Raw genomic sequence first — 22149 nt, forward strand, 5'->3', positions numbered from 1 at the left:
GCATGAATTTCGCGCGTATGACCGCATCCTGCCGCCAAGCCCCTTGGCCAATCCGCTAAGGTAAGACTAAGTTAGGTAACCCTTACCAGCGGGGGCGGCTGCGGTACGCCTTCGGCAGTTATCTCGATGTCGAGATAACTCTAGTACATGACCGGGGGCAGGGACGAGGCACGCACCCGCAGGGATGCGGGGACGGTGTACTGACCCGCTGATTCCGCATGCCCTGATTCGATCAGTGTGACCAGGGCGGACACCGCGACCTCCGCAATCCGTTCGGGGTGGAGGGTGACGGTGGTCACGGCAGGCGCCGACGTCGCGTACGCGGGATCCTCGCTCGCGCAGACCAGGAAGAGCCCCCCGGGCGTACGGATCCCGTGCCGCGCGGCGGCGGCCAGCACCTGGTGACCGCCCGGATCGTAGAGGCTGTACACGGCATCGGGGCGGCCGGGCGCGGCCAGAGCGCGGTCGAAGGCCCTGCCCTCGGCGTCCTCGGGATCAAAGGGAACCACGAGCGGGCGTCGACCGCGCTCCGAGCACCAGCGCGTGTAGGCGGCGGTGACGGCGGCGGTGTAGAACTCCCGGCCGAAGGCGGAATGCAGGGCTATGCGGCGGGCCCCGGCCGCGGCGAGGTGGTCGAGCACCTCGCGGGTGGTGGCCTCGTGGTCGTTGTCCACCCACACGTCCCCGGGCCGGGGCTCGGCGGGGCGCCCGTCGAAGACCACGGGCAGGCCGCGCGCCCGCAGGGCCCGGAGCACCGGATCGCCCTGCGGGCTGTCGAGCAGCAGCATCCCGTCGACCGCGAGGGTGTGCCACAGGGGCTCGGCCCCGCGGTCCGCGGGCAGGGTGGTCAGCGCGTAGCCGCGGGCGTGGGCGGCGGAGGTGGCGGCGGTGAGCAGCCGGGAGAAGTACGCGACGCCCGCGAAGTCCCAGCTCCATGCGGCGTGGGTGGTGACCGCGAGGCCGAGGGTGCGGGTGCGGGGGCCGCGGTGGACTCCGTAGCCGAGGGCTGCGGCCGTCTCCCTGACCCGGCGGCGGGTGCCGTCGCCGAGGCGGCCGGTGCCGTTGAGGGCGTGCGACACGGTCGCGGTGGAGACCTCCGCGGCGCGCGCGATGTCGGCGATCGTCGGTCCGGGCACGCGGGCCATCGTACGGATTCCGTCGTCCGGGGTGGGTTCCGGTTACGGGGTTAACCAAAGAGTGTCCTGGCCACATCGACGATCGGACGGGTGATGACGCCTTCTACTCCTCCCTCTGCTCCTGCCCCCTCCCCTTCTTCCCGGCCTACCGCCGCCTCCTCCGTCCCGCCGGGCGCCCTGTCCCGGCGGGGGCTGCTCGCGGCGGCCGGGGCCGCCGGGGCGGCGGGTCTGCTCGGCGCGTCGGCCGGCAGCGCCTCGGCGGCGCCTTCGGGGCGCGGTGCGGCGGCCCTGGTCATCCACAACGCGCGGGTGTTCAGCGGCGTCGGGCAGGGCCGTCCGGCGCAGGCGGTCGCCGTCGGCCGGGACGGCACGATCCTGGCCACCGGGGAGGGCGCGGCGCTGCGCCGGTTCGTGGGCCGGGACACCGAGACGGTCGACGCCGGCGGCAACACCGTGATGAGCGGCATCCACGACGGGCACGTGCACCCGCTGGGCGCCGGGGACCGCTCCCTGCGGCCCTCGCTGGACGGGGCGCAGACCACCGGGGCCGAACTGCTCGCGATCCTCGGCGGGTTCCTGGCCGACACCGGGGGCGCGGGGGCCGAACCGGACCGCTGGCTGGTGGTCGAGGACTGGAATCCGGTCGGGCTGCTGCCGACCGGGGCGGTCCCGCACCACTCGATGCTGGACGCGCTGGCGACGCGCCGCCCGGTCGCGCTGGTCGGCGGCGACGGGCACAACATGTGGGTCAACCGGCGGGCGCTGGACATCGCGGGGATCACGGCGGCCACCCCCGACCCGGCGGGCGGCCAGGTCGTGAAGGGGCCGGACGGGCAGCCGACGGGCGTGCTCAAGGACGACGCGCAGGGCCTGGTGCAGCGGCACGTCCCCGAGCCCTCCCGGGCCGAACTGCTCGCGGCCTGCTCCCGGGTGCTGGAGCTGGCCGCCGCGTCCGGGATCACGACGATGATGGACGCGCTGGTCGGGCGGCACGAGCTGGAGCTCTACCGGGCCCTGGCCGGCGCCGGGAAGCTGCCGCAGCGGATCGTGCCCGCGATCCGGCTGGACGCCGCGCAGGCCAAGGACCCGGCGGCCTCGCTGGAGTACGCGCGCGGGCTGCGGCGGGAGTTCGAGGGGACGCGCGGGCTGCGCTTCGGAATGGTCAAGGTGTTCCTGGACGGGGTGATCGAGTACCCGGCCCAGACGGCCGCGCTGCTGGAGCCGTACCTGGACGGGAAGGGCGTGCCGACGAAGAACCGCGGCGAGCTCTACACCTCGGCGGCCGACTACGGCCGGCTGACCGCGGCCTTCAACCGGGCCGGCTGGCAGATGCACGCGCACGGGCTGGGCGACCGGGCCGTGCGCACGGCCCTCGACGGGTACGCGTACGCGCGCCGGGCCACCGGTCAGCGCGACCCGCGCAATGCCGTCGCCCACCTCCAGATCGTGGACCCTGCCGACCTGCGGCGGTTCGCACAGCTCGGGGTGGCGGCCTGCATGCAGCTCCAGTGGGCGGCGCGGGACACCTGGACGATGGAGGCCCTGCTGCCGTACATCGGGCCCGGGCGCCACCGCTGGATGTACCCGGCGCGGAGCCTGGAGAAGGCGGGCGCGCGGCTCGCCGGGGGTTCCGACTGGCCGGTGGACGCGCTCCAGGTGTGGAACCAGATCCGTACGGCGGTCGACCGGCGGGGCGCGCACGGCGAGGGCGAGCTGTACCGGGAACTGGAGGGCCTGAGCCGTACGTCGGCCCTGCGGATGCACACGGCGGGCACGGCCTGGCAGCTGCGCCAGGAGGGGCTGACGGGCACGGTGGAGCGGGGCAAGGCCGCGGACCTGGTGGTGCTGGACCGGGACGTGACCCGCTGCCCGGTGGCCGACATCAGCGGCACGGAGGTTCGGCTGACGCTGGTCGGCGGCCGGGTGGTGCACGACGCGGAGTCCGCGGCGGGCAGGGCGGCTTCGGCCCGGGCCGCGCGCGCGGTGCCGGGGCCGCGGCCCGCCTCGTACACGGCGGTGCACGGCGGGCGGCACCGTGCGTGCGGGTGCGGCGGCGGGGCCTGAGCGAGGGCCTGCCCCGGCGGCTGCCGGGGCGGGCCGGCGGGCGGGCGGAGGGGCGGCGCCGGCGGGCGGGCGGAGGGCGGGCCTCCGGTGCGTGGAGGGCGGCCTCCCCGAGGGACAAGTGGGACAGAGAATCACAAATGGCATCACCCGTCCGGCGGCCCCACTATGGGAGCTGACGGTCGGTAACACCCGTTCGGCCTACCCCGCGCGATCAACATCTCATATCTGAGATACGGTGCAGGCATGGCAGACGACTACCTCGTACGCATCGGCAAGCTCATCCGTGACGCCCGGCAGCACCGGGGCTGGACACAGAGTCAGCTCGCCGACGCACTCGGCACCAGCCAGAGCGCCGTGAACCGGATCGAGCGGGGCAACCAGAACATCAGCCTTGAGATGATCGCCCGTATCGGCGAGGCGCTCGACAGCGAGATCGTCTCTCTCGGCTACGCCGGCCCGATGCACCTGCGCGTCGTCGGCGGCCGCCGGCTGTCCGGTGCCATCGATGTCAAGACGAGCAAGAACGCCTGTGTCGCCCTGCTGTGCGCCTCGTTGCTCAACAAGGGCCGTACGGTCCTGCGGCGCGTCGCCCGCATCGAGGAGGTCTACCGGCTCCTCGAGGTCCTCGGCTCCATCGGTGTCCGCACCCGCTGGATCAACGACGGCGTGGACCTGGAGCTGATCCCGCCGGCCCGCCTCGACATGGAGTCGATGGACGCGGACGCCGCCCGCCGGACCCGGAGCATCATCATGTTCCTGGGCCCCCTGCTCCACCGGATGGACCAGTTCCGCCTCCCGTACGCGGGCGGCTGCGACCTCGGCACCCGCACCATCGAGCCGCACATGATCGCCCTGCGCCGCTTCGGCCTGGACATCACCGCGACCGAGGGCATCTACCACGCGCAGGTCGCCACCGGGGTCTCCCCCGACCGCCCGATCGTGCTGACCGAACGCGGGGACACGGTCACCGAGAACGCCCTCCTGGCCGCGGCCCGGCACGACGGCGTCACGGTCATCCGCAACGCCTCCTCCAACTACATGGTCCAGGACCTGTGCTTCTTCCTGGAGGCGCTGGGCGTCAAGGTCGAGGGCATCGGCACCACGACCCTGACCGTCCACGGCATCCCGAACATCGACGTGGACGTGGACTACTCCCCCTCCGAGGACCCGGTCGAGGCGATGAGCCTGCTCGCCGCCGCGGTGGTCACGGAGTCGGAGCTGACCATCCGCCGGGTCCCGATCGAGTTCATGGAGATCGAGCTCGCGGTCCTGGAGGAGATGGGCCTGGACCACGACCGCTCGGCCGAGTACAGCGCCGACAACGGCCGCACCCGCCTGGTCGACCTCACGGTCCGCCCGTCGAAGCTCGAAGCCCCGATCGACAAGATCCACCCGATGCCGTTCCCCGGGCTGAACATCGACAACGTCCCGTTCTTCGCGGCCATCGCCGCCGTGGCGCAGGGCCAGACCCTGATCCACGACTGGGTCTACGACAACCGCGCCATCTACCTGACCGACCTCAACCGCCTCGGCGGCCGCCTCCAACTCCTGGACCCCCACCGCGTCCTGGTCGAGGGCCCCACCCGCTGGCGCGCGGCGGAAATGATGTGCCCGCCGGCCCTGCGCCCGGCCGTGGTCGTCCTCCTCGCGATGATGGCGGCGGAGGGCACCTCGGTCCTGCGCAACGTCTACGTCATCAACCGCGGCTACGAGGAACTGGCCGAACGCCTCAACTCGGTGGGCGCCCAGATCGAGATCTTCCGGGACATCTGACCGCAGCGCCGCCCCCGCCCGGCGGCACCCGAGGGCCCCTTCACCGCTCCCCGCAGCGATGGAGGGGCCCTTCCTTCTGCCGCGACATCAGCATTTCGCCTCACTTTTCCCACTTGCCCGTACGATCTTCAACTTTCTCTGTAATCTCTCCAGCCCACCCCCCTGGCATCACCTGCGCCATGCCCCGCAGTCCCGATCCTCGCGATTCTGGAGAGCCGTGTATCCGCCGCCGCACCCCTACCCACCCATGCCCTCGGCCGCCCGACGCTGGTGGCACCATCCCGCGGTCGTCATCACCGCCCTCGTCCTCATACCGCCGGCCGGCATAGCCCTGGTCTGGACGGGCGGTTGGGGCAAGGGCAAGAAGATCGTCGCCACGGTCGTCGCGGGGCTGTGGTTCCTCACCCCGTTCCTCGGCGACCCGCCGAAGAAGGCCGAGGCCGACGCGAAGCCCCAGGCGGCCGCCGCCGCGCCGAGTTCCAGCCCGAGCCCCTCCGCGCCTCCCGGCTTCGTCGGCCAGAACCTGAGGGCGGCCAAGTCGGCGGCCTCCTCGGCCGGGTACGACACGATCTCCCACGACGCCGCCGACACCGACGCCGGCCAGTGGGACGACGACAACTGGAAGGTGTGCTTCCAGGCTCTGGCGGCCAAACCGATCGGCAAACTGCCGACGCTCGACTTCGGTGTCGTGCGCAACGAGGTCCCCTGCCCCGCCAAGGACGGCGATCCGATCCCCTACCCGAAGATGCCCAAGGTCGTGGGCCTGACCTTCGCGAAGGCGTCCGAGACGCTGGGGCCGGTCGGGCTCCAGAAGATCGAGCCGCTCAGCGCGTACACCGACGTCACGCTCCCCACGGGCGTGGACGACTGGACCGTCTGCTTCCAGGAGCCCGAGGAGGGCACGGAGGTCCGCAGCCCGAAGTCCACGACCGCCCGCCTCGCCCTCACCGCGCCCGGCACGCCCTGCCCGGCCGGCAGGAACACGAAGCTGCACCCGGACCCGACGCCGCCGCCGAGCCGCGACGATGACGACTCCGGCACCACCTCGTCCACCGGCGGTTCGTCCACCGGCTCCGGCGGCTCGTCCGCGTCCGGCGGGACTTCCACGGGTGGTGGCGGCAGCGTCTCCTACAAGAACTGCGCCGCCGTCCGCGCGGCCGGAGCCGACCCGATCCGGCGCGGCGACCCCGGCTACGGCCGACACCTCGACCGCGACGGAGACGGTGTGGGCTGCGAGTGAGGGAACCGTGACCGCCCCGCAGCCCCCCGACCTCCACATCGTCGCATTTCGGCCCTTTTGGCCGAGATCCTCGCCCCTACCGGCCGATGACCGGCAGAATCGGGGTTTCGGTACGGGAACGAGGGGGGCTGTCATGGCAGTTGGGGCGGATACGGGTGCGCAGGTGCCCGCGCTCGCGGGGGCGCCGGTGGTCGGGTCGCTGTTCGAGTTGAAGTCGGACTCGCTCGGCGCCTACCTGCGGGCCCGGCGCGAGCACGGGGACGTGGTGCGGATCGTCGCCGGGCCGCCCGGGCTGCGGGCCGAGCTGTACTGCGTGTTCTCCGCGGAGGGGGCGCAGCAGGTGCTCGCCTCCGATTCGGCCAACTTCCGCAAGGACAACCGCTTCTACCAGGAGATCCGGGACTCGTTCGGCAACGGCCTGCTGACCAGCCAGGACGAGGACTACCTGCGCCAGCGGCGGCTGGTCCAGCCGTTGTTCACGCGGCGGCGGGTGGACGGGTACGCGGGCGCCGTCGCCGCCGAGACCGAGGCGGTCCTGTCCGCCTGGGAGCGGGCTCCGGGCGGCGTGGTCGACGTGTCCGGGCAGATGATGCACCTGGCGCTGCGCGCCGTCTCCCGGATCCTGTTCGGGACCGACGTGGAGGCCACGGTCGACGTCGTGGACCGGTGTTTTCCGGTCATCACGGAGTACGTGCTGCGCCGCGGCTACTCCCCCGCCAACTTCCCGCGCAGCTGGCCGACCCCGGCCAACCGGCGGGCGGCCGCGGCGATGGACGAGCTGTACGCGGTCTGCGACAAGATCATCGGGGAGCGGCGGCGGACCGCGGCCGGCCCCGGCGCGGGTGGGGGTCCGGGCGAGGGCTCCGGGGCCGGTGAGGACCTGCTCACGCTGCTCGCCGCCGCCGGGAGCTCGGACGACGCGGAGTTCGACGTCACCGAACTGCGCGACCAGGTGCTGATCTTCCTGCTCGCCGGGCACGAGACGACCGCCACCTCCCTCGCCTTCGCGCTGCACCTGCTGGCCCGCCACCCCGAGGAGCAGCGCCGGGCCCGCGAGGAGATCGCCCGGGTCCTGGGCGACCGTACGCCCGAGGCCGCCGACCTGGACCGGCTCCCGTACCTCACCCGGGTCCTGAAGGAGACGATGCGGCTCTACCCGGCCGCCCCGGTGATCGGCCGCAATGCCGTCGCCGCCACCGAGGTCGACGGGTACGCCATCCCCGCGGGCGCGAACGTGATCCTGGCGCCCTGGGTGACGCACCGCCACCCGCTCCACTGGCCGGACCCGGACCGCTTCGATCCGGAGCGCTTCACGCCGGAGGCGGAGGCCGGCCGCCCGCGCTACGCCTGGTTCCCCTTCGGCGGCGGGCCGCGCGCCTGCATCGGGCAGCACTTCTCGATGCTGGAATCGGTGATCGCGCTGGCGATGATCCTGCGGGCGTACGAGTTCGAGGCGGTGGACACCGAGATCCCCGTCAGCGCCGGGATCACCCTGCGGCCGGCCGGTCCGGCGCGCTGCCGGGTGCGCCGCCTGGCCTAGTGCTGTGGCCGGAGAGGTTTGCCGGGGCGCGGCGTCCGGTGCGGTGCATCGCAAGGCGGAGGGCCACGGCTCGTACTGGACGTACGTGCGCGGTCCGACAACGCAGCGAGGTGCCGTGCCGGGCGTCGCGACCCGGTGAACCTTTGCGGTCACAGCACTAGCGGTACGACTCGAGGGTGCCGCGGCGCCGGACGTCGAGCGTGGCGCAGTGGAACGAGCCGGCGAACGGCGCGTAGTGCAGCAGGTCGCAGGGGATCGGTTCGAAGCCCCACCGCTCGAGGGCGCGCTGCATGCCGGTGTGGTGCCGTTCCGCGATCACCCGGTGCTCGTCGATCATCAGCACGTTCATGCTGAGCCACTTGCCGCACATGGAGGTGATCCTGAGCAGGCGCTCGTCGATCGGGTCGGGTTCGGGGGCGACCAGGACGTCCCACGAGCTCAGGACCTCGGGCAGGCGGTCGATGTCGACGTAGTCGGGGTTGACGAGCACCCTGCCGGGGGCGAGCGGGACGAACGTGGTGTCGATGTGCATCGGCGTACGGCAGCGGCTCTCGATCTCGTGGATGCGGTAGCCCGGCCCGAGATGGCGGCGCAGCCAGTCGATGCCCATGCGGTTGGTGACGTTGCTCCGCGTCACGAACAGGTCGCGTCCCGCGCGTACGAAGTCCGCCGCGTCGAAGACCGGTTCGAACTCGGTGAGGATGTGGCGCACGGGCTCGCCGGCCGCCGGGATGCGGAAGTCCGGGTCGAACAGCGCGTCGGTGAGCTGCGGCTTGGGCGCAGCCGTCCAGCGCGCGCCGCGCCGGAAGTAGTCCTTGAGGATCGTGCGGTAGGAGTGGGTCTCGAAGTAGCGGCACGGCCATGCCATCGGGGTCTCGATGATCTCGTCGCCGATCACGAGCATGCTGTCCCGCGGGCAGGTGTTGGAGAACCCGCGGGAGGTCCAGTCGGGCGTGGCGAAGCGCTGTCCGTGGTCGAGCGGGTCCGGGCGCCTGACCGTGACGCCGAGGCTCTGCAGGAGGGCGACGAACCGGTCGAGCTCGTCCTGCGCCGGCCCGGTCAGCGCGCGCGGGTATTTGAAACCGGCGGCGAGCCCTTGCAGCCGCGCGCCCCACGGGGGGATGTTGCAGGCCACGACCGGGTGCTTGGAGGGGATGGTCGCGCCCTCGAGCCGGCCGACGACGACCTCCTCCAACGGGTCCCACTCGTTGTGCGAGTTGACCGGTGAGACGAGCGGTTCCGGTTGCGCGGCGGGGTCGGGGACGGGCTCCCTGACGGCTTCCGCGCCGGGCTCAGTGACGGCTTCCGCGCCGGGCTCCGCGAGGGGTTCCGTGGCCACGGCTACACCTTGGCCGGGGTGTGGTTGCCCTGCAGGCGTTCGAGATCCGAGGGCCGGACCTGGATGGCGAACAATGCGATCACCGCCCCCACGAGGGTGAACAGGGCGGCCACGACGAAGGCCGCGCTGATGCCTGAGGTCAGCACCTGGTCGCTCCAGGGCTTCGGGAACTGTCCGGTGCGCTCGAAGGAGGCCCGCTGTTCGGGGGTCGCCGTCCGCAGGAAGCCCGGCAGCTGGTCCCTGGCCTCGTTGCGGCTGGCCGTGCCGAAGACGGTCACCAGGATCGACAGCCCGAGCGAACCGCCGACCTGCTGCGTCGCGTTGAGCAGCCCGGAGGCCGCGCCGGACTCCCGGTCCGGGACGTTGGACAGGGCCATCAGCGTCAGCGAGACGAACTGCAGGCCCATGCCCAGGCTGAAGAGGAGCATCGGGCCCAGGATGCTGCCCAGGTAGGTCGAGTGGATGTCGGTCAGGGTCAGCCAGCCGAGGCCGGCCGCGGAGCACAGGGCGCCCCCGACCATGAACGGCTTGGGACCGAATTTCGGCAGGAGTTGCGAGGTGAGGGCCGCTCCCACCGCGATCACCGCGCTCACCGGCAGGAAGGCGAGGCCCGCCCGCAGCGGGCTGAAGCCGAGCACGATCTGCACGAAGAGCGTCAGGAAGAAGAACATGCCGAAGATCGCGCAGGCGAGGAACAGCATGATCCCGTACGTGCCGGCCCGGTTGCGGTCGGCGAACATGTGCAGCGGGGTGATCGGCTGGGGCGAGTACCGCTCGTTGACGACGAAGAGCGTCAGCAGGACCACGGCGGCGCCGAAGGAGCCCAGCGTCCAGGGGTCGCGCCAGCCCTCCTGGGCCGCGCGGATGAACCCGTACACCAGCGCGACCATGCCGAGCGTGGACAGCAGCGCGCCCGCGAGGTCGAAGTGCCCCGGGCGGCGCTCGGACTCGCGGATGACCTTCGAGGCCAGCAGGGCGATGAGGATGGCGATCGGGACGTTGACGAAGAGCACCCAGCGCCAGTCGAGCCAGGTGACCAGCATGCCGCCCGCGAGCAGCCCGATCGCGCCGCCGCCGGCCGAGACCCCGGCGAACACGCCGAACGCCCGGTTGCGGGCGGGGCCTTCGCGGAAGGTGGTGGTGATCAGTGCGAGGGCGGTCGGGGAGGCGATGGCGCCGCCGACGCCCTGCAGGGCCCGGGCGGCCATCAACTGTCCGGCGTTCTGGGCGAATCCGCCGAGGAGGGAGGCCAGGCCGAAGAGCAGGATGCCGAAGATGAAGACCCGTTTGCGGCCGAGGATGTCGCCGGTGCGCCCGCCGAGCAGCAGCAGGCCGCCGAAGGTGAGGGTGTAGGCGTTGACCACCCAGGAGAGGCTCTCGGTGGAGAAGTCGAGCGCGGTCTGGATGTGCGGCAGGGCGATGTTCACGATGGTGATGTCGAGGACCACCATCAGCTGGCAGGAGGCGATGACGAACAGGGCGAGCCCGTTCCCGCCTCCTCGGACCTTGCCGTCGGTCCCGGTGCTGGTCGGCGTTGCGTTCCGGTCCACCCTGTCGACGCTAAGCCCGGACACAGGCGGTCACCACTCGAACAGCCTAGGCGATGTGATATTGCACATGTCACACTACGATCATGGATGACTTCCTCAGGCTCTCCGCGAGCACCGCCCGCTCCACGTACGGCGCCCCGCGCGCCTTCGCCTTCGGGGACGACGGGCGGCTGCTCTGGTTCCTCCGGTCCGCCGGGCCCACCGACCCCTTCGAGAGCCTCTGGGTCCTCGACACGGCCACCGGCACCGAGTCCCGCCTGGCCGACCCCCGCGAACTGTGCCCCGAACCCGGCGAGCTCCCCGCCGCCGAGCGCCGCCTGCGCGAGCGGATCCGCCTCGTCGCCGCCGGGATCGGCTCGTACGCGCTCTCCGGCGACGGCCGTAGCGCCGCCTTCGCGCTGTACGGGCGGCTGTTCGGGGTCACCGCCGACGGGAACGGCCGGCCCGAGCCCCTGCCGGCCGCCGGACCCGCCCTGGACCCCCGCCCCAACATCGACGGCTCCCGCACCGCGTACGTCAGCGCCGACGCCCTGTACGTCGTCCCGGGCGGCCGGGTCAGCCCCGACGACGGGGCCCGCTGGGGCCTCGCCGAGTTCGCGGCCGCCGAGGAGCTGAGCCGGCCCCGCGGCCACTGGTGGTCCCCGGACGGGACCACCCTGCTGGCCGCGCGCGTCGTCGAATCCGCCCTCCAGCGCCGGTACTTCACCGATCCCGCGCGGCCGGAGCTGCCGGCCGAGGACTTCGCCTACCCGGAGGCGGGCGGGCCCAACGCCGACGTCCAGCTGTGGGTGCTGAGCCCGGACGGGCAGCGGATACGGCTCGACTGGGACGCCGGGGCCTACCCGTACGTCTGCGACGCGGGCTGGGAGTCGCCCCGGGAGATCCTGCTGACCGTCCAGGACCGGCTCCAGCGCACCGTCCTGCTGCTCTCCGCCGACCCGGCCACCGGCCGCACCCGGGAGCTGTCCCGCACCACGCACCCGCGGTGGGTGGACCCCCTCCCCGGCACCCCCGCCCGGCTCCCCGACGGGCGGATGCTGACCTCCGCCGACACTCCGGCCGGCGCCGCCCGCGCCCTCGCGGCCGACGGCGTGCTGCTCACCGGCGACGGGATCCAGGTCCGCCGCGTGGCCGGACTCCACCAGGGCCGGCTGCTGGTCGAGGCCGGCCTGCGCGACCCGGCGGAGCAGCAGGTCCTGCTGCTCGACTCCGCGACCGGGGAGCGGACCCCGCTCGCGGACGGGCCCGGGGTGCACAGCGTCCAGGCCGGGGCCGGGACGCTGCTGCTGACCTCCGCCGACGCCGACGGGTACCGGCGCCTCGTACGGACCGCGGACGGACGGGAGTTCGTCCCCGCGGACCTGTCCCAGCCCCTGCCGTACCGGGTGGTGCCGGCCTTGGAGCGGGTCACCGAGCACGGCGTCCCCACCTCCCTCGTCCTCCCCCGCCACCACGTCCCCGGGCGGCGGCTGCCCGTCCTGATGGACAGCTACGGCGGCCCCGGCTTCCAGGACGTGTCCGCCGAGCCGCGCCGCTGGCAGGCCCGGCAGTGGTGGGCCGACCAGGGCTTCGCGGTGGTGACCGTCGACAACCGCGGCACCCCGCACGTCTCCCCCGCCTTCACGCACGCCGTGTACCGCGGGTTCTCCGAGGTCACCCTGGAGGACCAGGTCGCGGCCCTCCAGGCCCTCGGCGCCCGGCACCGCGACCTCGACCTCGGCCGGGTCGGCATCCGCGGCTGGTCCTACGGCGGCTACCTCGCGGCCCTGGCGGTGCTGCGGCGCCCGGACGTCTTCCACGCGGCGGCCGCCGGCGCGGCGCCGACCGACTTCCGGCACTACGACACGGCATACACCGAGCGCTACCTGGGCCTCCCCCGGGACGAGCCGGAGGCCTACGAACGGGACTCGCTGCTCCCCGACGCCCCGAAGCTGACCCGCCCGCTGCTCCTGGTCACCGGCCTGGCCGACGACAACGTCCACCCCTCCCACACCCTGCGCCTGTCCCAGGCCCTCACGGACGCGGGCCGCCCCCACCAACTCCTGGCCCTGCCGGGCGTCACGCACATGACGCCGGGCGGTACGCGGGAGAAGGTGATGGCGCTGGAGCTGGAGTTCTTCCGCCGCGAACTGTCCTGACCCCTGCACGCCGAAGGGCCCGGGAGGCGCCGTTGTCTGCGGGGCCGTGATCCCTTCACGACCCCGCCACTAGGCTGCCCCCATGACGATTCGCGCTGTGGTTTTCGATGTCGGCGAATGCCTCGTGGACGAAACGCGGGAGTACGGCACGTGGGCTGACTGGCTCGGCGTTCCGCGTCACACCTTCGCCGCGATGTTCGGTGCCGTCATCGCCCAAGGCCGGGACTACCGCGAGGTGTTCCAGGAGTTCCGGCCCGGCTTCGACCTGTACGAACAGCGGGAAGCGCGCGCGGCGGCGGGCCAGCCGGAGCACTTCGACGAGTCGGACCTGTACGCCGACGTCCGGCCGTCGCTCGCCAAGCTCCGCGCCGACGGACTGTGGCTCGGCATCGCGGGGAATCAGACCGTACGCGCGGGCGGCATCCTGCGCGGCCTCTTCAGCGGCGACGTGGACCTGATCGGTACGTCGGACGACTGGGGCGCCAGCAAGCCCGACCCGGAGTTCTTCGTCCGCGTGGCTGCCGCGGTGCCCTTCGCCCCGGAGGAGATCCTGTACGTGGGTGACCGCGTGGACAACGACCTGCGTCCCGGCGAGCAGGCCGGGATGCGCACCGCGCTCGTACGCCGCGGCCCGTGGGCCACGATTCAGTGGAACTCCGAGGAGGCCCGGACGCTGCCGACGTTCCGCGTCGAAAGCCTGGCGGAGCTACCGGGCCGGATCTCGGAGTTCAATTCGCCAGAGCGCTGACCACCGCTCCCCACCCGTACAGCCGGTCGTCGAGGTCGCGGACGCACTGCTCGTGCTGCCATGGCACCAGTGCGCGCCGCACCTCCCGGACCCGCTCCAGGCCGGTGGCGTACCAGTGCGATTCCAGAAGCTCCAGCGCCCGCAGTGCGTACGCGGCGGCTGCCTCCGGGGCGCGGGCCGCGGCCTCGACCGCGGCCAGGTCGCCGAGTACCACGGTGCGCTGCTTGTCGGCGCCCGCGGGGAGCTCCTCGAGTACGTGGAGCAGGGTCTCCCGGGCTTGCGGCAGGTGCCCGGCCCGCAGCTGCGTGTTGCCCTTGAACGCCTGGAGCCTGACCGGGCTGAACCAGTCCATCCATTCGGGGCTCGGGTGCGCGCCGCCCACCGCGAGGAGGCCTTCGCCGTGTGCGATGAGATTCATCGCACTCCTCGTGTTGCCGCAGCGGGTCTCGCATTCGGCCTCGACGGCGTCGAGCCAGGCCAGGAACTCGGCGGAGGCCGGGCCGCGCCGGGCGTAGGTGCGTGCCGCCACCATGCGCTCGGCTGCGGCCCGCTGGTCTCCGGCCCAGCCGGGGATGAACGCCATGTGGGCAAGGGTGGCGGATCCGAGCAGCGCGTCATCTGCCTCGCCGGCGGCCTGAAGGGCGCGCACCCACGTGTCCCCCGCACGACCGGGCTCGCGGAGGTCGAAGAACTCGATCCGGCCTGCCAGCAGCCAGGACTCCGCGAGGGCGGTGCCCAGGACAACTCGGGTACGGCCCGTGGTGGCTTCCAACAGGGCTGCGCCCAGCGTCGCGTGTGCGCTGACTGCCGGATGCAGCGTGACGGGAGCGACGGTCCAGTACAGACGGCGGTGGGCACGGGTGACGGCCAGGCATTCGGCTGCGGAACTGGCCGGCTGGAGGGCGTTCGGGGTCCGCAGGGGCCCCCGGTTCGGTGCCGGTAGCGCGCTCACGGCCGCGCGGCGCCCGGGTTCTGTACCGCCCGGCAACGTGAATCCGAGCTGTGCGAGGTCCTGGCCGAGGAGTTCGACAAGGACCAGGCGGACGTCGGGGTAGGGCAGCGGCGGGTTATCGGACTCCCAGCGCCGCACCTGTCGGATTCCGACGGTTACGCCTCGGTCGGCGAGGGCGTCCACGAGGTCCTGCTGAGAGCGGTAGCCCGCAGCCATCCGAGCGGCCCGCAGTCGGGTGTTTCCGGTTGGTCGGGGCATTCCAACCTCCATAGTGCGATGGGCAGATGGCCACTGTCTCAGGAAGTCCCTTCGATGACCACGATTCATCTGTTCGGGTACAGAGAAGTCCTCTTGCACACGCGAAAGGCCCCCTTGGAAGCCCTCGTTCAGGGGCTTCTGCCCCGTCATGGTGTCTCCATCATCCGCTGACAGGAGTAGGGAGACCCTGGTGACCCACCGCAGGATTCACAGCCGCGCGCGCGGCGTGCTCTGCATCGACACCCCTGAGGGGCTACGGGCGGGTTGCACCGCCGTGCCGGAGCCCAGCGCCGAGCTCCTCGACCGCGCGCTCGTCGGGTGGGAGCGGTTCATCGGCGGCCTGGAAGGGGCCGGCCATGACTGAGCGGTACGCGTACGTGCCGCATCGGCTGCTGCGTCGCCGTGTGCGCGACGTGGCGTCCGGTGTCGAGGGCGAGCTGATGGCCGTGGTGAACGAGAACGTGTCCGCCACCGGGATCGAGCACTGGGTGGAACTCGCCTACATCCGCGGGCCGTCCGGCCGGGAGATCTCGACCGCCGTCGGCAACGTCGAGGCCGTGTGAAGGGCCCCGGAGACGCCGTTGTCTCCGGGGCCCTCCTTCTTCCCGTGGATCCCCGTCAGTCACCCGGGAAGTGACAGGCCACCTCTCTGCCCGAGGCGGGCTTGAGGAGGGGGCGCTCCGTGCGGCAGATCTGCTGGGCCTTCGGGCAGCGGGGGTGGAAGGTGCAGCCCGGGGGCGGGGCGGCCGGGCTCGGGGGGTCGCCGAGGAGGACGATCCGCTCGCGGCGGCGCTCCGCCGCCGGGTCGGGGAGGGGGACGGCCGACAGCAGGGCCCGGGTGTAGGGGTGCTGGGGGTTCTCGTACAGGGAGTGCTTGGCCCCGATCTCGACGATCCTGCCGAGGTACATGACGGCGACCCGGTCGCTGACCCGCTTGACGACGGACAGGTCGTGCGCGATGAACACGTAGGCCAGGCCCAGTTCCGTGCGCAGGCGTTCCATCAGGTTGACGATCTGCGCCTGTACGGAGACGTCGAGGGCGGAGACCGGCTCGTCGGCGATGACGAGGCGGGGGCTGGTGGCCAGGGAGCGGGCGATGCCGATGCGCTGGGCCTGGCCGCCGGAGAACTCGTGCGGGTAGCGGTCGATGTGCTCGGGGATGAGGCCGACCAGGTCCATCAGCTCGGCCGCGCGGCGGCGGGCGTCCGCCGCGCTCCAGCCCTGGACGAGGAGCGGGTCCGAGATGACGCGGGCGATGCTCTGGCGGGGGTTGAGGGAGGAGTGCGGGTCCTGGAAGACCATCTGGATGTTCCTGCGCAGGGGCCGCAGGGCTCCCTGGGACAGCCTGCTGATGTCCTTGCCCTCGAAGGTGACGCTGCCCGACGTGGGTTCCAGGAGGCGGACCAGCATCCGGCCCGTGGTGGACTTGCCGCAGCCCGACTCCCCGACCAGGCCAAGGGTCTGACCCGGCGCCAGGTCGAAGGAGACCCCGTCCACGGCGCGCACGGGCGCCCCCCGGCGCCCGGTCGCGGACCGCTTCCCGGGGAAGGTCATGGTGAGGTCCCGCACGGACAGGAGCGGTTCGGTGGTGGTCATCAGGCCGCCTCCTCGACGGTACGGGCGCCGGCGAAGTGGCAGGCCACCGTCCGCCCCGGCGCGTCCCCGTACGCCTCCAGTGCGGGGCGTACGGCGGTGCAGCGCTCGGCGGCGCGCGGGCAGCGCGGGGCGAAGGCGCAGCCGGGGGCCGGAGCGAGCAGGGAGGGCGGTGATCCGGGGATGAAGGGCAGCGGTTCGCCGTCCGCCGCGTCGAGGCGGGGCAGCGAGTCGAGCAGGCCCCGGGTGTAGGGGTGCGCGGGCTCGGCGAACAGGGCGTCCACCGGGGCCTGTTCGGCGGCCCGGCCGCCGTACATGACCAGCACCTCGTGGGCGACGCGGGCGACCACCCCCAGATCGTGGGTGATCATCACGACGCCGAGGCCGCGCTCCTGCTGGAGCCTGGCGATCAGCTCCAGGATCTGGGCCTGCACGGTGACGTCCAGGGCGGTGGTGGGTTCGTCGGCGATCAGCAGCTCGGGCTCGCAGGCCAGAGCCATGGCGATCATCGCGCGCTGGCGCATGCCGCCGGAGAACTGGTGCGGGTACTCCCCCGCCCGGCGGGCCGGTTCCGGGATGCCGACCTCGCCGAGCATGTCGACGGCCCGTTTGCGCGCGGCGGCCCGCCCGGCCTTGAAGTGCACCCGGACGTGCTCGGCGATCTGCTCGCCGACCGTGTAGTAGGGGTGGAGGCTGGAGAGCGGGTCCTGGAAGATCATCGCCATCCTGCGGCCGCGGAGGGCGGCCAGCCGGCGTTCGGGCAGACCGGTCAGCTCCCGTCCGGCCAGGGCCACGGATCCCGTGACCTCGGCCGCGCCCCGGTGCAGGCCCATGACGGCCAGCGAGGTGACGGACTTGCCGGAGCCGGACTCGCCGACGATGCCGAGGGTGCGGCCCGCCTCGACGGTGAAGCCGAGTGAGTCGACGGCGCGCACGGTGCCGCGCGGGGTGGTGAAGGTGACGCCCAGATCCCGTACTTGGAGGAGCGGAGCGGTGGTCGCGGCGGTCATCAGTACCTCACCCTCGGGTCGACGACGGCGTAGAGGAGGTCGACGACGAGGTTGGCGACGACGATGAAGAAGGCGGCGAGCAGGGTGACCCCGAGGACCACGGGCTGGTCCGAGCTGACCAGCGCCCCGTAGAACAGCCGCCCGATGCCGGGGAGTCCGAAGATGGACTCGGTGATCACGGCTCCGGCGAGCAGTCCGCCGAGGTCCATGCCGAAGATGGTGAGGATGGGGGTCATCCCGGAGCGCAGTCCGTGTTTGACGACGACGGTGCGCTCGGGCATCCCCTTGGCGCGGGCGGTGCGGATGTACGGCTCGGCCATCGCCTCGATCATCGAACCGCGGCTCTGGCGCGCGTACATGGCGGCGTAGAGCAGTGCGAGCGCGGTCCAGGGCAGGAGGAGGTTGGCGGCCCAGCCGAGCGGGTCGTCGGTGAGGGCCTGGTAGCTGGGGTAGGGCAGCAGGCCGGCGATGCGGATGACCCCGTAGATGAGCATCACGGAGGTGAAGTAGACGGGCAGGGAGGCGGCGGCGACCGCGCCGACCATCAGGGCCTTGTCGGTGGCGGTGTCCTTGCGCAGGGCGGCGGTGACCCCGGCGCCGAGGCCGAGGACGAGCCAGAGCGCGGCGGCGCCGACGGCGAGGGAGGCGGAGACCGGGAGCCGGTCCATGAGCAGGTCCCAGACGGGCAGCGAGTTCTCGTACGAGTAGCCCAGGCACGGGAAGTCGCACTGGACGGCGTACTGGCCGGTGCCGAGGGTGCGGCCGGTGAAGATGCCGGTCAGGAAGTCCGCGAACTGCCTCCACAGGGGCTGGTCGAGGCCCAGGTAGGCCCGTACGTCGGCGAGGCGCTCGGCGCTGCAGGTCTTGCCGCAGGCGGCGGCGGCCGGGTCGGCGGGCAGGACGTGGAAGATGAGGAAGGTGACGGCGGCGATGGCGAGGAGCACACCGGCCAGGGCGAGGAGCCGGCGGGCGAGGTAGAGGATCAACTGCGGCCGCCCCTCGGGTCGAGGATGTCGCGCAGGGCGTCGCCGAGCAGGGTGAAGGCGAGCACGGCGAGGAAGAGGAAGACGCTCGGGATGACGAAGTACATGGGGTCGGTCTCGTAGAAGGCGACGGACTCGGCGATCATCTGGCCCCAGGAGGGGGTGGGCGGGCGGACGCCCACGCCGAGGTAGCTGAGCGCGGCCTCGGTGCTGATCATGCCGGGGATGAGCAGGGTGGTGTAGGCGATCACCGGGCCCGAGACGCCGGGGAGGATGTCGCGGGTCAGGATCCGCCAGGAGCTCGACCCGCCGACGCGGGCGGCGTCCACGTACTCGCGGTGCTTGAGGGAGAGGGTCTGGCCGCGGACGACGCGGGCGACGCCGGGCCAGCCGAAGACGCCGATGACGGTGGTCATGAGGACGATCCGGTTGACGTCCTTGGCCACGGACAGCATCGCGATCATGAAGATGAGGGACGGGAAGGACATGGTCAGGTCCATCAGCCGGGACAGCACCGTGTCGGTGCGGCCGCCGAAGTAGCCGGCGGCGATCCCGGCGGCGGTGCCCGCGAGGACCACGATGGCGGTGGCCGCGAAGGCGATGAGCAGGGAGACCTGGGCGCCGTTGACCACGCGGGCGAACAGGTCGCGGCCGGTGACGGGTTCGACGCCGAGCCAGTGCTCGGGGCTGATCCCGCCGAAGGAGCCCAGCGGCAGGCCGCCGAGGTAGGGGTCGATGGCGGTCTTGTCGAACTCCTCCGGTGACCAGCCGCCGAGCGCGCCCAGCCAGGGGGCGGTGACGGCCATCAGGACGAAGAGGAGGACGAGGCCGAGGCTGACGCGGACGGCGGGGCGGCGGCCCAGTTCCCGCCGGGCGAGCTGCCAGGGGCTGCTGCCGGGCGCTGCCGGCGGGGTACCGGCCGCGCGGGGGGCCGGCGGGGTGCCGGGAGCCGGCGGGGTGCCGGGGTCCGGGGCGGTGTCACGGGCCGGGGTGGCGGCGGTGTCACGAGCCGGGGTGGCGGTCATGGGTCGGGGCTCCGTGTTCTCCTCAGCCCTGGCTCTTCGAGGGGTCCTTGAGGCCGACGGTCGCGTAGTCGATGGTGCCGGTCCACACCGGGTGGCCGTAGGCGCCCGCGATGTTGGGGCCGACGAGCAGCGGCTTGCGCTCGAGCAGGATCGGCACGGAGGGGGACTTCCTCATGAGCTCGGCGTCCAGGTCGATCCAGGCCTGGTTGGCCTGCTTGGCGTCGGCCATGGCGTTGATCTCGTCGATGCGCTTCATCGTCGCGTCGTCGCGGAACTGGCTGTAGTTGCCCTGGTTGCCCTTGTCCTTGATGGTGCGGCCGTCGAAGACGAAGGGGATCCAGGTGGAGCCGGAGGGGTAGTCGGGGCACCAGCCGGAGAGCGTCATGTCGGGGGTGGTGGAGAGGTCGCCGATGACGTCGTAGTACGCGCCGGGGTCGACGGTGTCGACGACGACCTCGACGCCGGCCCGCGACAGGCCCTGCTGGATGGCCTCCGCCTTGCCCTTGTCGCCGGTGGAGACGGCGAGGGAGACCTTGAGGCCCTCCTTGCCCGCGGCCTTGAGCAGTTCCTTGGCCTTGGCCGGGTCACCCGCGGGGGCGATCTTCAGGATGTCGGCCTGCTTCCCTCCGGAGAGGGCCGGGGGCAGGTAGGCGGTGGCGGCCTCGTTGAGGGCCGGGCCGCCGCCCGCGGTGACCACGGCCTCCTTGTCGACGGCGTACTGCATGGCCTCGCGGACCTTGGGGTCGTCGAAGGGCGCCCGGGAGTTGTTCAGGTGGAGCATCTCGGTGCAGCCCTGGGACTCGGCGAGCAGCCGCGCCTTGACCTCCGGCTTGGGGAGCACCTTCGGCGCGCTCTCGGGCCGCATGTCGGAGTACTGGACGGCGGAGGCGTCGGCGCCCTCGCCGGCGATGATCCGGTCGTCGATCTGGCCGCCCTTGAGGCCCATGACGACCACGAACCTGTCCGGGTAGGCCTTGCGCACCGGGTCGGTGGCGGCGTCCCAGTGCTCGTTGCGGACCAGGACCAGCTTCTTGTCGCGGTCGTAGGACTCGATCTTGTACGGGCCGGAGGAGAACGGGCGGGCGTCGTACTGGGTGCCCTTCTCCTGGGACTGGGGCACGGGCGCGAAGGTGGGCAGGGTGGCGGTCGCGGAGAACTCGGCTACGGGCCGCTTGAGTTCGAAGACGATGGTGCGGTCGTCGGGGGTCTTCACCGAGTCGAGGTGCTCGCCCTGGAGCGGGCCCTTGTAGCCCTCGGTGCCGGCCAGGTACTGGGCGGCGTAGTCGGGGCCGCCGGTGAGGTCGGGGGCGAAGGAGCGCTCGACGTTGTACTTGATGTCCTGGGCCCTGACCGGCGAGCCGTCCTCGTACTTGACGCCCTCCTTGAGGGTGAAGGTCCAGGTGCGGCCGCCATTGGAGGGGGTGCCCAGGTCGGTGGCGAGGTCGGGGACGAGCTCGCTGCCGGCCTTGCCCGGCTCGGCCTTGAACGTGACGAGGGTGCGGTAGAGCAGCCGGGTCCCGAAGTCCATGGTCGGCATGACCCAGTTGCGGGCGGGGTCGAGATGGGCGAAGTCCTGGTTGGACAGGACGGTGAGGGTGCCGCCCTTCACCGGGGTGCCGCCGAGGATCTTGCCGTCGTTGGCGGCCGCGGGGTTCTCGGCGGAGGCCCCGCCCTGGCCCTTCTTCCCGGTGTCGGAGCAGCCCGAGACGCCGAGTGCGAGAGCGGCCACCAGGGCGGTGGCGAGGGCGAGTTGGGTGCGCTTGGTCATGGGTCACTCCAGTGAAGGGCCGCGCTCTATGATGTGACCGGTAACATAGTAATGTGAAATTGCACTGACAAGAGGTTGAGCCCGACGTTATTCAGCCGTGTCCAAATCGCCCGCCTAGAACGCGAGTTGGGCCCGGACCAGAACGGTCCGGGCCCATGGCGGGAGCCTCGGGGAGGCGCGGCGCAGCCCTCGGGCAGGCCCGGGGCGCCCCTTGGCGGGAGCCTCCGGGAGGCCCGGGTCAGCCCTTGGCAGGACCCTCGGAGGCCCGGGTCAGCCCTTCGCGGAGCCGCCGAGGCCGCCCGGGGTGCGGCCCACCGGCTCGTCGCGGCCCTGCGCCCAGAGGGAGCGGACGTGGCCGAGGTGGCGGACCATGCAGGCCTCGGCCGCCGCGGCGTCGCCGGAGATCATCAGGTCGAGCAGTTCGAGGTGCTCCTGCGCCGAGGACACCAGCTTGCCGGCCTCGTCCAGGCCCGTCAGCCCGTACAGCCGGGAGCGCTTGCGCAGGTCGCCGACCGTCTCGACGAGGCGGTCGTTGCCCGAGAGGCCGAGCAGCGAGAGGTGGAAGCGGCGGTCCGCCTCCAGGTAGCCGATGAGGTTGTGCTCGCGCGCACTGGTGACGATCTCCTCGGCGATGGGGCGCAGCTCCTCGAGCTGCTCGGCCGTGGCGATCTTCGTGATCCGGCCGATGGTCGGCACCTCGATCATCGTGCGCAGCTCGGTGTACTGGTCGAGGTCGCGCTCGCTGACCTCGGTGATCCGGAAGCCCTTGTTGCGGACCGGCTCGACCAGGCCCTCGCGGGCGAGGTCGAGCATCGCCTCGCGCACCGGCGTGGCCGACACGCCGAGTTCGGCCGCGAGGCCGGGCGCCGAGTAGACGCTCCCGGGCCGCAGCTCACCCGCTATCAGCGCCGCTCGGAGGGCGTGGCCGACCTGGTCGCGGAGCCGTTCCTGGGCCTTGATGAGACTGTGCTGCTTCAGGTCACCCATTGCTCTTCCTCCGAGACGCCCGACACCCGACGGGCAGAGGAACAG

Annotated in this window: 18 protein-coding genes; 8 read left to right on the plus strand and 10 right to left on the minus strand. The window is 72.3% G+C overall.

What is annotated here, in order from left to right; genetic code table 11:
• Positions 1–140: 140 nt before the first annotated feature.
• Entirely contained in the window at positions 141–1145 is a 1005-nt protein-coding gene (locus AB0D66_RS00425) for a LacI family DNA-binding transcriptional regulator (RefSeq protein ID WP_362294345.1), read from the minus strand.
• A gap of 84 nt (positions 1146–1229) precedes the next feature.
• On the opposite strand from AB0D66_RS00425, the gene AB0D66_RS00430 reads away from it, so the two are divergent.
• The 4 genes from AB0D66_RS00430 (at position 1230) to AB0D66_RS00445 (ending at position 7753) form a co-directional block, all read left to right on the plus strand.
• Positions 1230–3200 (plus strand): amidohydrolase, encoded by a 1971-nt coding sequence (locus AB0D66_RS00430; RefSeq protein WP_362294922.1) that lies wholly within the window; start codon positions 1230–1232, stop codon positions 3198–3200.
• A 243-nt stretch (positions 3201–3443) separates the two neighbouring features.
• Complete coding sequence (locus AB0D66_RS00435; RefSeq protein ID WP_362294348.1) at positions 3444–4973, plus strand: UDP-N-acetylglucosamine 1-carboxyvinyltransferase; 1530 nt, start codon at positions 3444–3446, stop codon at positions 4971–4973.
• Positions 4974–5220: 247 nt separating this feature from the next.
• On the plus strand, positions 5221–6213 hold the full coding sequence (locus AB0D66_RS00440) for an excalibur calcium-binding domain-containing protein (protein ID WP_362294351.1): 993 nt from the start codon (positions 5221–5223) through the stop codon (positions 6211–6213).
• A 133-nt stretch (positions 6214–6346) separates the two neighbouring features.
• On the plus strand, positions 6347–7753 hold the full coding sequence (locus AB0D66_RS00445) for a cytochrome P450 (protein ID WP_362294354.1): 1407 nt from the start codon (positions 6347–6349) through the stop codon (positions 7751–7753).
• A gap of 157 nt (positions 7754–7910) precedes the next feature.
• Here AB0D66_RS00445 and AB0D66_RS00450 read toward each other — a convergent pair whose 3' ends face one another.
• Positions 7911–8948 (minus strand): amidinotransferase, encoded by a 1038-nt coding sequence (locus tag AB0D66_RS00450; protein ID WP_362294924.1) that lies wholly within the window; start codon positions 8946–8948, stop codon positions 7911–7913.
• Positions 8949–9094: 146 nt separating this feature from the next.
• On the minus strand, positions 9095–10642 hold the full coding sequence (locus tag AB0D66_RS00455; protein WP_362294357.1) for an MFS transporter: 1548 nt from the start codon (positions 10640–10642) through the stop codon (positions 9095–9097).
• Positions 10643–10725: 83 nt separating this feature from the next.
• Between AB0D66_RS00455 and AB0D66_RS00460 the strand changes: the two genes are divergently transcribed.
• Together AB0D66_RS00460 and AB0D66_RS00465 are read left to right on the plus strand one after the other, a co-directional pair.
• On the plus strand, positions 10726–12780 hold the full coding sequence (locus AB0D66_RS00460; RefSeq protein WP_362294360.1) for a prolyl oligopeptidase family serine peptidase: 2055 nt from the start codon (positions 10726–10728) through the stop codon (positions 12778–12780).
• A gap of 82 nt (positions 12781–12862) precedes the next feature.
• On the plus strand, positions 12863–13528 hold the full coding sequence (locus tag AB0D66_RS00465; RefSeq protein ID WP_362294363.1) for an HAD family hydrolase: 666 nt from the start codon (positions 12863–12865) through the stop codon (positions 13526–13528).
• Here AB0D66_RS00465 and AB0D66_RS00470 read toward each other — a convergent pair.
• The gene (locus AB0D66_RS00470; protein ID WP_362294366.1) at positions 13509–14738 is read right to left on the minus strand and encodes a transcriptional regulator; all 1230 of its coding nucleotides are present in this window, start codon (positions 14736–14738) and stop codon (positions 13509–13511) included. The two genes, AB0D66_RS00465 and AB0D66_RS00470, sit on opposite strands and share 20 nt — an antisense overlap.
• Positions 14739–14928: 190 nt before the next feature.
• Between AB0D66_RS00470 and AB0D66_RS00475 the strand changes: the two genes are divergently transcribed.
• Positions 14929–15102 (plus strand): hypothetical protein, encoded by a 174-nt coding sequence (locus tag AB0D66_RS00475; protein WP_362294368.1) that lies wholly within the window; start codon positions 14929–14931, stop codon positions 15100–15102.
• Positions 15095–15301 carry a hypothetical protein gene (locus tag AB0D66_RS00480; RefSeq protein WP_362294371.1) on the plus strand — a complete coding sequence of 69 codons (207 nt, stop codon included), beginning with the start codon at positions 15095–15097 and terminating at the stop codon, positions 15299–15301. The genes AB0D66_RS00475 and AB0D66_RS00480 overlap by 8 nt, the downstream gene beginning before the upstream one ends.
• Positions 15302–15356: 55 nt before the next feature.
• Here the strand turns inward: AB0D66_RS00480 and AB0D66_RS00485 are convergent, their stop codons facing one another.
• From AB0D66_RS00485 to AB0D66_RS00510, 6 genes are all read right to left on the minus strand, one after another.
• Positions 15357–16334, minus strand: coding sequence for an oligopeptide/dipeptide ABC transporter ATP-binding protein (locus AB0D66_RS00485; protein WP_362294374.1), 978 nt, complete (start codon positions 16332–16334; stop codon positions 15357–15359).
• Positions 16334–17341, minus strand: a complete 1008-nt coding sequence (locus AB0D66_RS00490) for an ABC transporter ATP-binding protein (protein ID WP_362294376.1) — start codon at positions 17339–17341, stop codon at positions 16334–16336. The genes AB0D66_RS00485 and AB0D66_RS00490 overlap by 1 nt, the downstream gene beginning before the upstream one ends.
• Positions 17341–18327: an ABC transporter permease gene (locus AB0D66_RS00495; protein ID WP_362294379.1), complete on the minus strand. Its 987-nt coding sequence runs from the start codon at positions 18325–18327 to the stop codon at positions 17341–17343. Before AB0D66_RS00495 ends, AB0D66_RS00490 begins: the two co-directional genes overlap by 1 nt.
• Positions 18324–19349 (minus strand): ABC transporter permease, encoded by a 1026-nt coding sequence (locus AB0D66_RS00500; RefSeq protein WP_362294382.1) that lies wholly within the window; start codon positions 19347–19349, stop codon positions 18324–18326. The genes AB0D66_RS00495 and AB0D66_RS00500 overlap by 4 nt, the downstream gene beginning before the upstream one ends.
• Before the next feature lie 22 nt (positions 19350–19371).
• Positions 19372–21117 (minus strand): ABC transporter substrate-binding protein, encoded by a 1746-nt coding sequence (locus tag AB0D66_RS00505; RefSeq protein ID WP_362294385.1) that lies wholly within the window; start codon positions 21115–21117, stop codon positions 19372–19374.
• A 270-nt stretch (positions 21118–21387) separates the two neighbouring features.
• Entirely contained in the window at positions 21388–22104 is a 717-nt protein-coding gene (locus AB0D66_RS00510; protein ID WP_362294388.1) for a GntR family transcriptional regulator, read from the minus strand.
• Positions 22105–22149: the final 45 nt, after the last annotated feature.

It is taken from the genome of Streptomyces sp. NPDC048270 (genome assembly GCF_040652335.1).
Taxonomy (GTDB): Bacteria; Actinomycetota; Actinomycetes; order Streptomycetales; family Streptomycetaceae; genus Streptomyces.

Bases quoted from the DNA above. Each gene is read 5' to 3' on its own strand.
- AB0D66_RS00425 (WP_362294345.1), bottom strand. From the start codon at position 1,145: ATGGCCCGCGTGCCCGGACCGACGATCGCCGACATCGCGCGCGCCGCG.
- AB0D66_RS00430 (WP_362294922.1), top strand. From the start codon at position 1,230: ATGACGCCTTCTACTCCTCCCTCTGCTCCTGCCCCCTCCCCTTCTTCC.
- AB0D66_RS00435 (WP_362294348.1), top strand. From the start codon at position 3,444: ATGGCAGACGACTACCTCGTACGCATCGGCAAGCTCATCCGTGACGCC.
- AB0D66_RS00440 (WP_362294351.1), top strand. From the start codon at position 5,221: ATGCCCTCGGCCGCCCGACGCTGGTGGCACCATCCCGCGGTCGTCATC.
- AB0D66_RS00445 (WP_362294354.1), top strand. From the start codon at position 6,347: ATGGCAGTTGGGGCGGATACGGGTGCGCAGGTGCCCGCGCTCGCGGGG.
- AB0D66_RS00460 (WP_362294360.1), top strand. From the start codon at position 10,726: ATGGATGACTTCCTCAGGCTCTCCGCGAGCACCGCCCGCTCCACGTAC.
- AB0D66_RS00465 (WP_362294363.1), top strand. From the start codon at position 12,863: ATGACGATTCGCGCTGTGGTTTTCGATGTCGGCGAATGCCTCGTGGAC.
- AB0D66_RS00470 (WP_362294366.1), bottom strand. From the start codon at position 14,738: ATGCCCCGACCAACCGGAAACACCCGACTGCGGGCCGCTCGGATGGCT.
- AB0D66_RS00480 (WP_362294371.1), top strand. From the start codon at position 15,095: ATGACTGAGCGGTACGCGTACGTGCCGCATCGGCTGCTGCGTCGCCGT.
- AB0D66_RS00485 (WP_362294374.1), bottom strand. From the start codon at position 16,334: ATGACCACCACCGAACCGCTCCTGTCCGTGCGGGACCTCACCATGACC.
- AB0D66_RS00490 (WP_362294376.1), bottom strand. From the start codon at position 17,341: ATGACCGCCGCGACCACCGCTCCGCTCCTCCAAGTACGGGATCTGGGC.
- AB0D66_RS00500 (WP_362294382.1), bottom strand. From the start codon at position 19,349: ATGACCGCCACCCCGGCTCGTGACACCGCCGCCACCCCGGCCCGTGAC.
- AB0D66_RS00505 (WP_362294385.1), bottom strand. From the start codon at position 21,117: ATGACCAAGCGCACCCAACTCGCCCTCGCCACCGCCCTGGTGGCCGCT.
- AB0D66_RS00510 (WP_362294388.1), bottom strand. From the start codon at position 22,104: ATGGGTGACCTGAAGCAGCACAGTCTCATCAAGGCCCAGGAACGGCTC.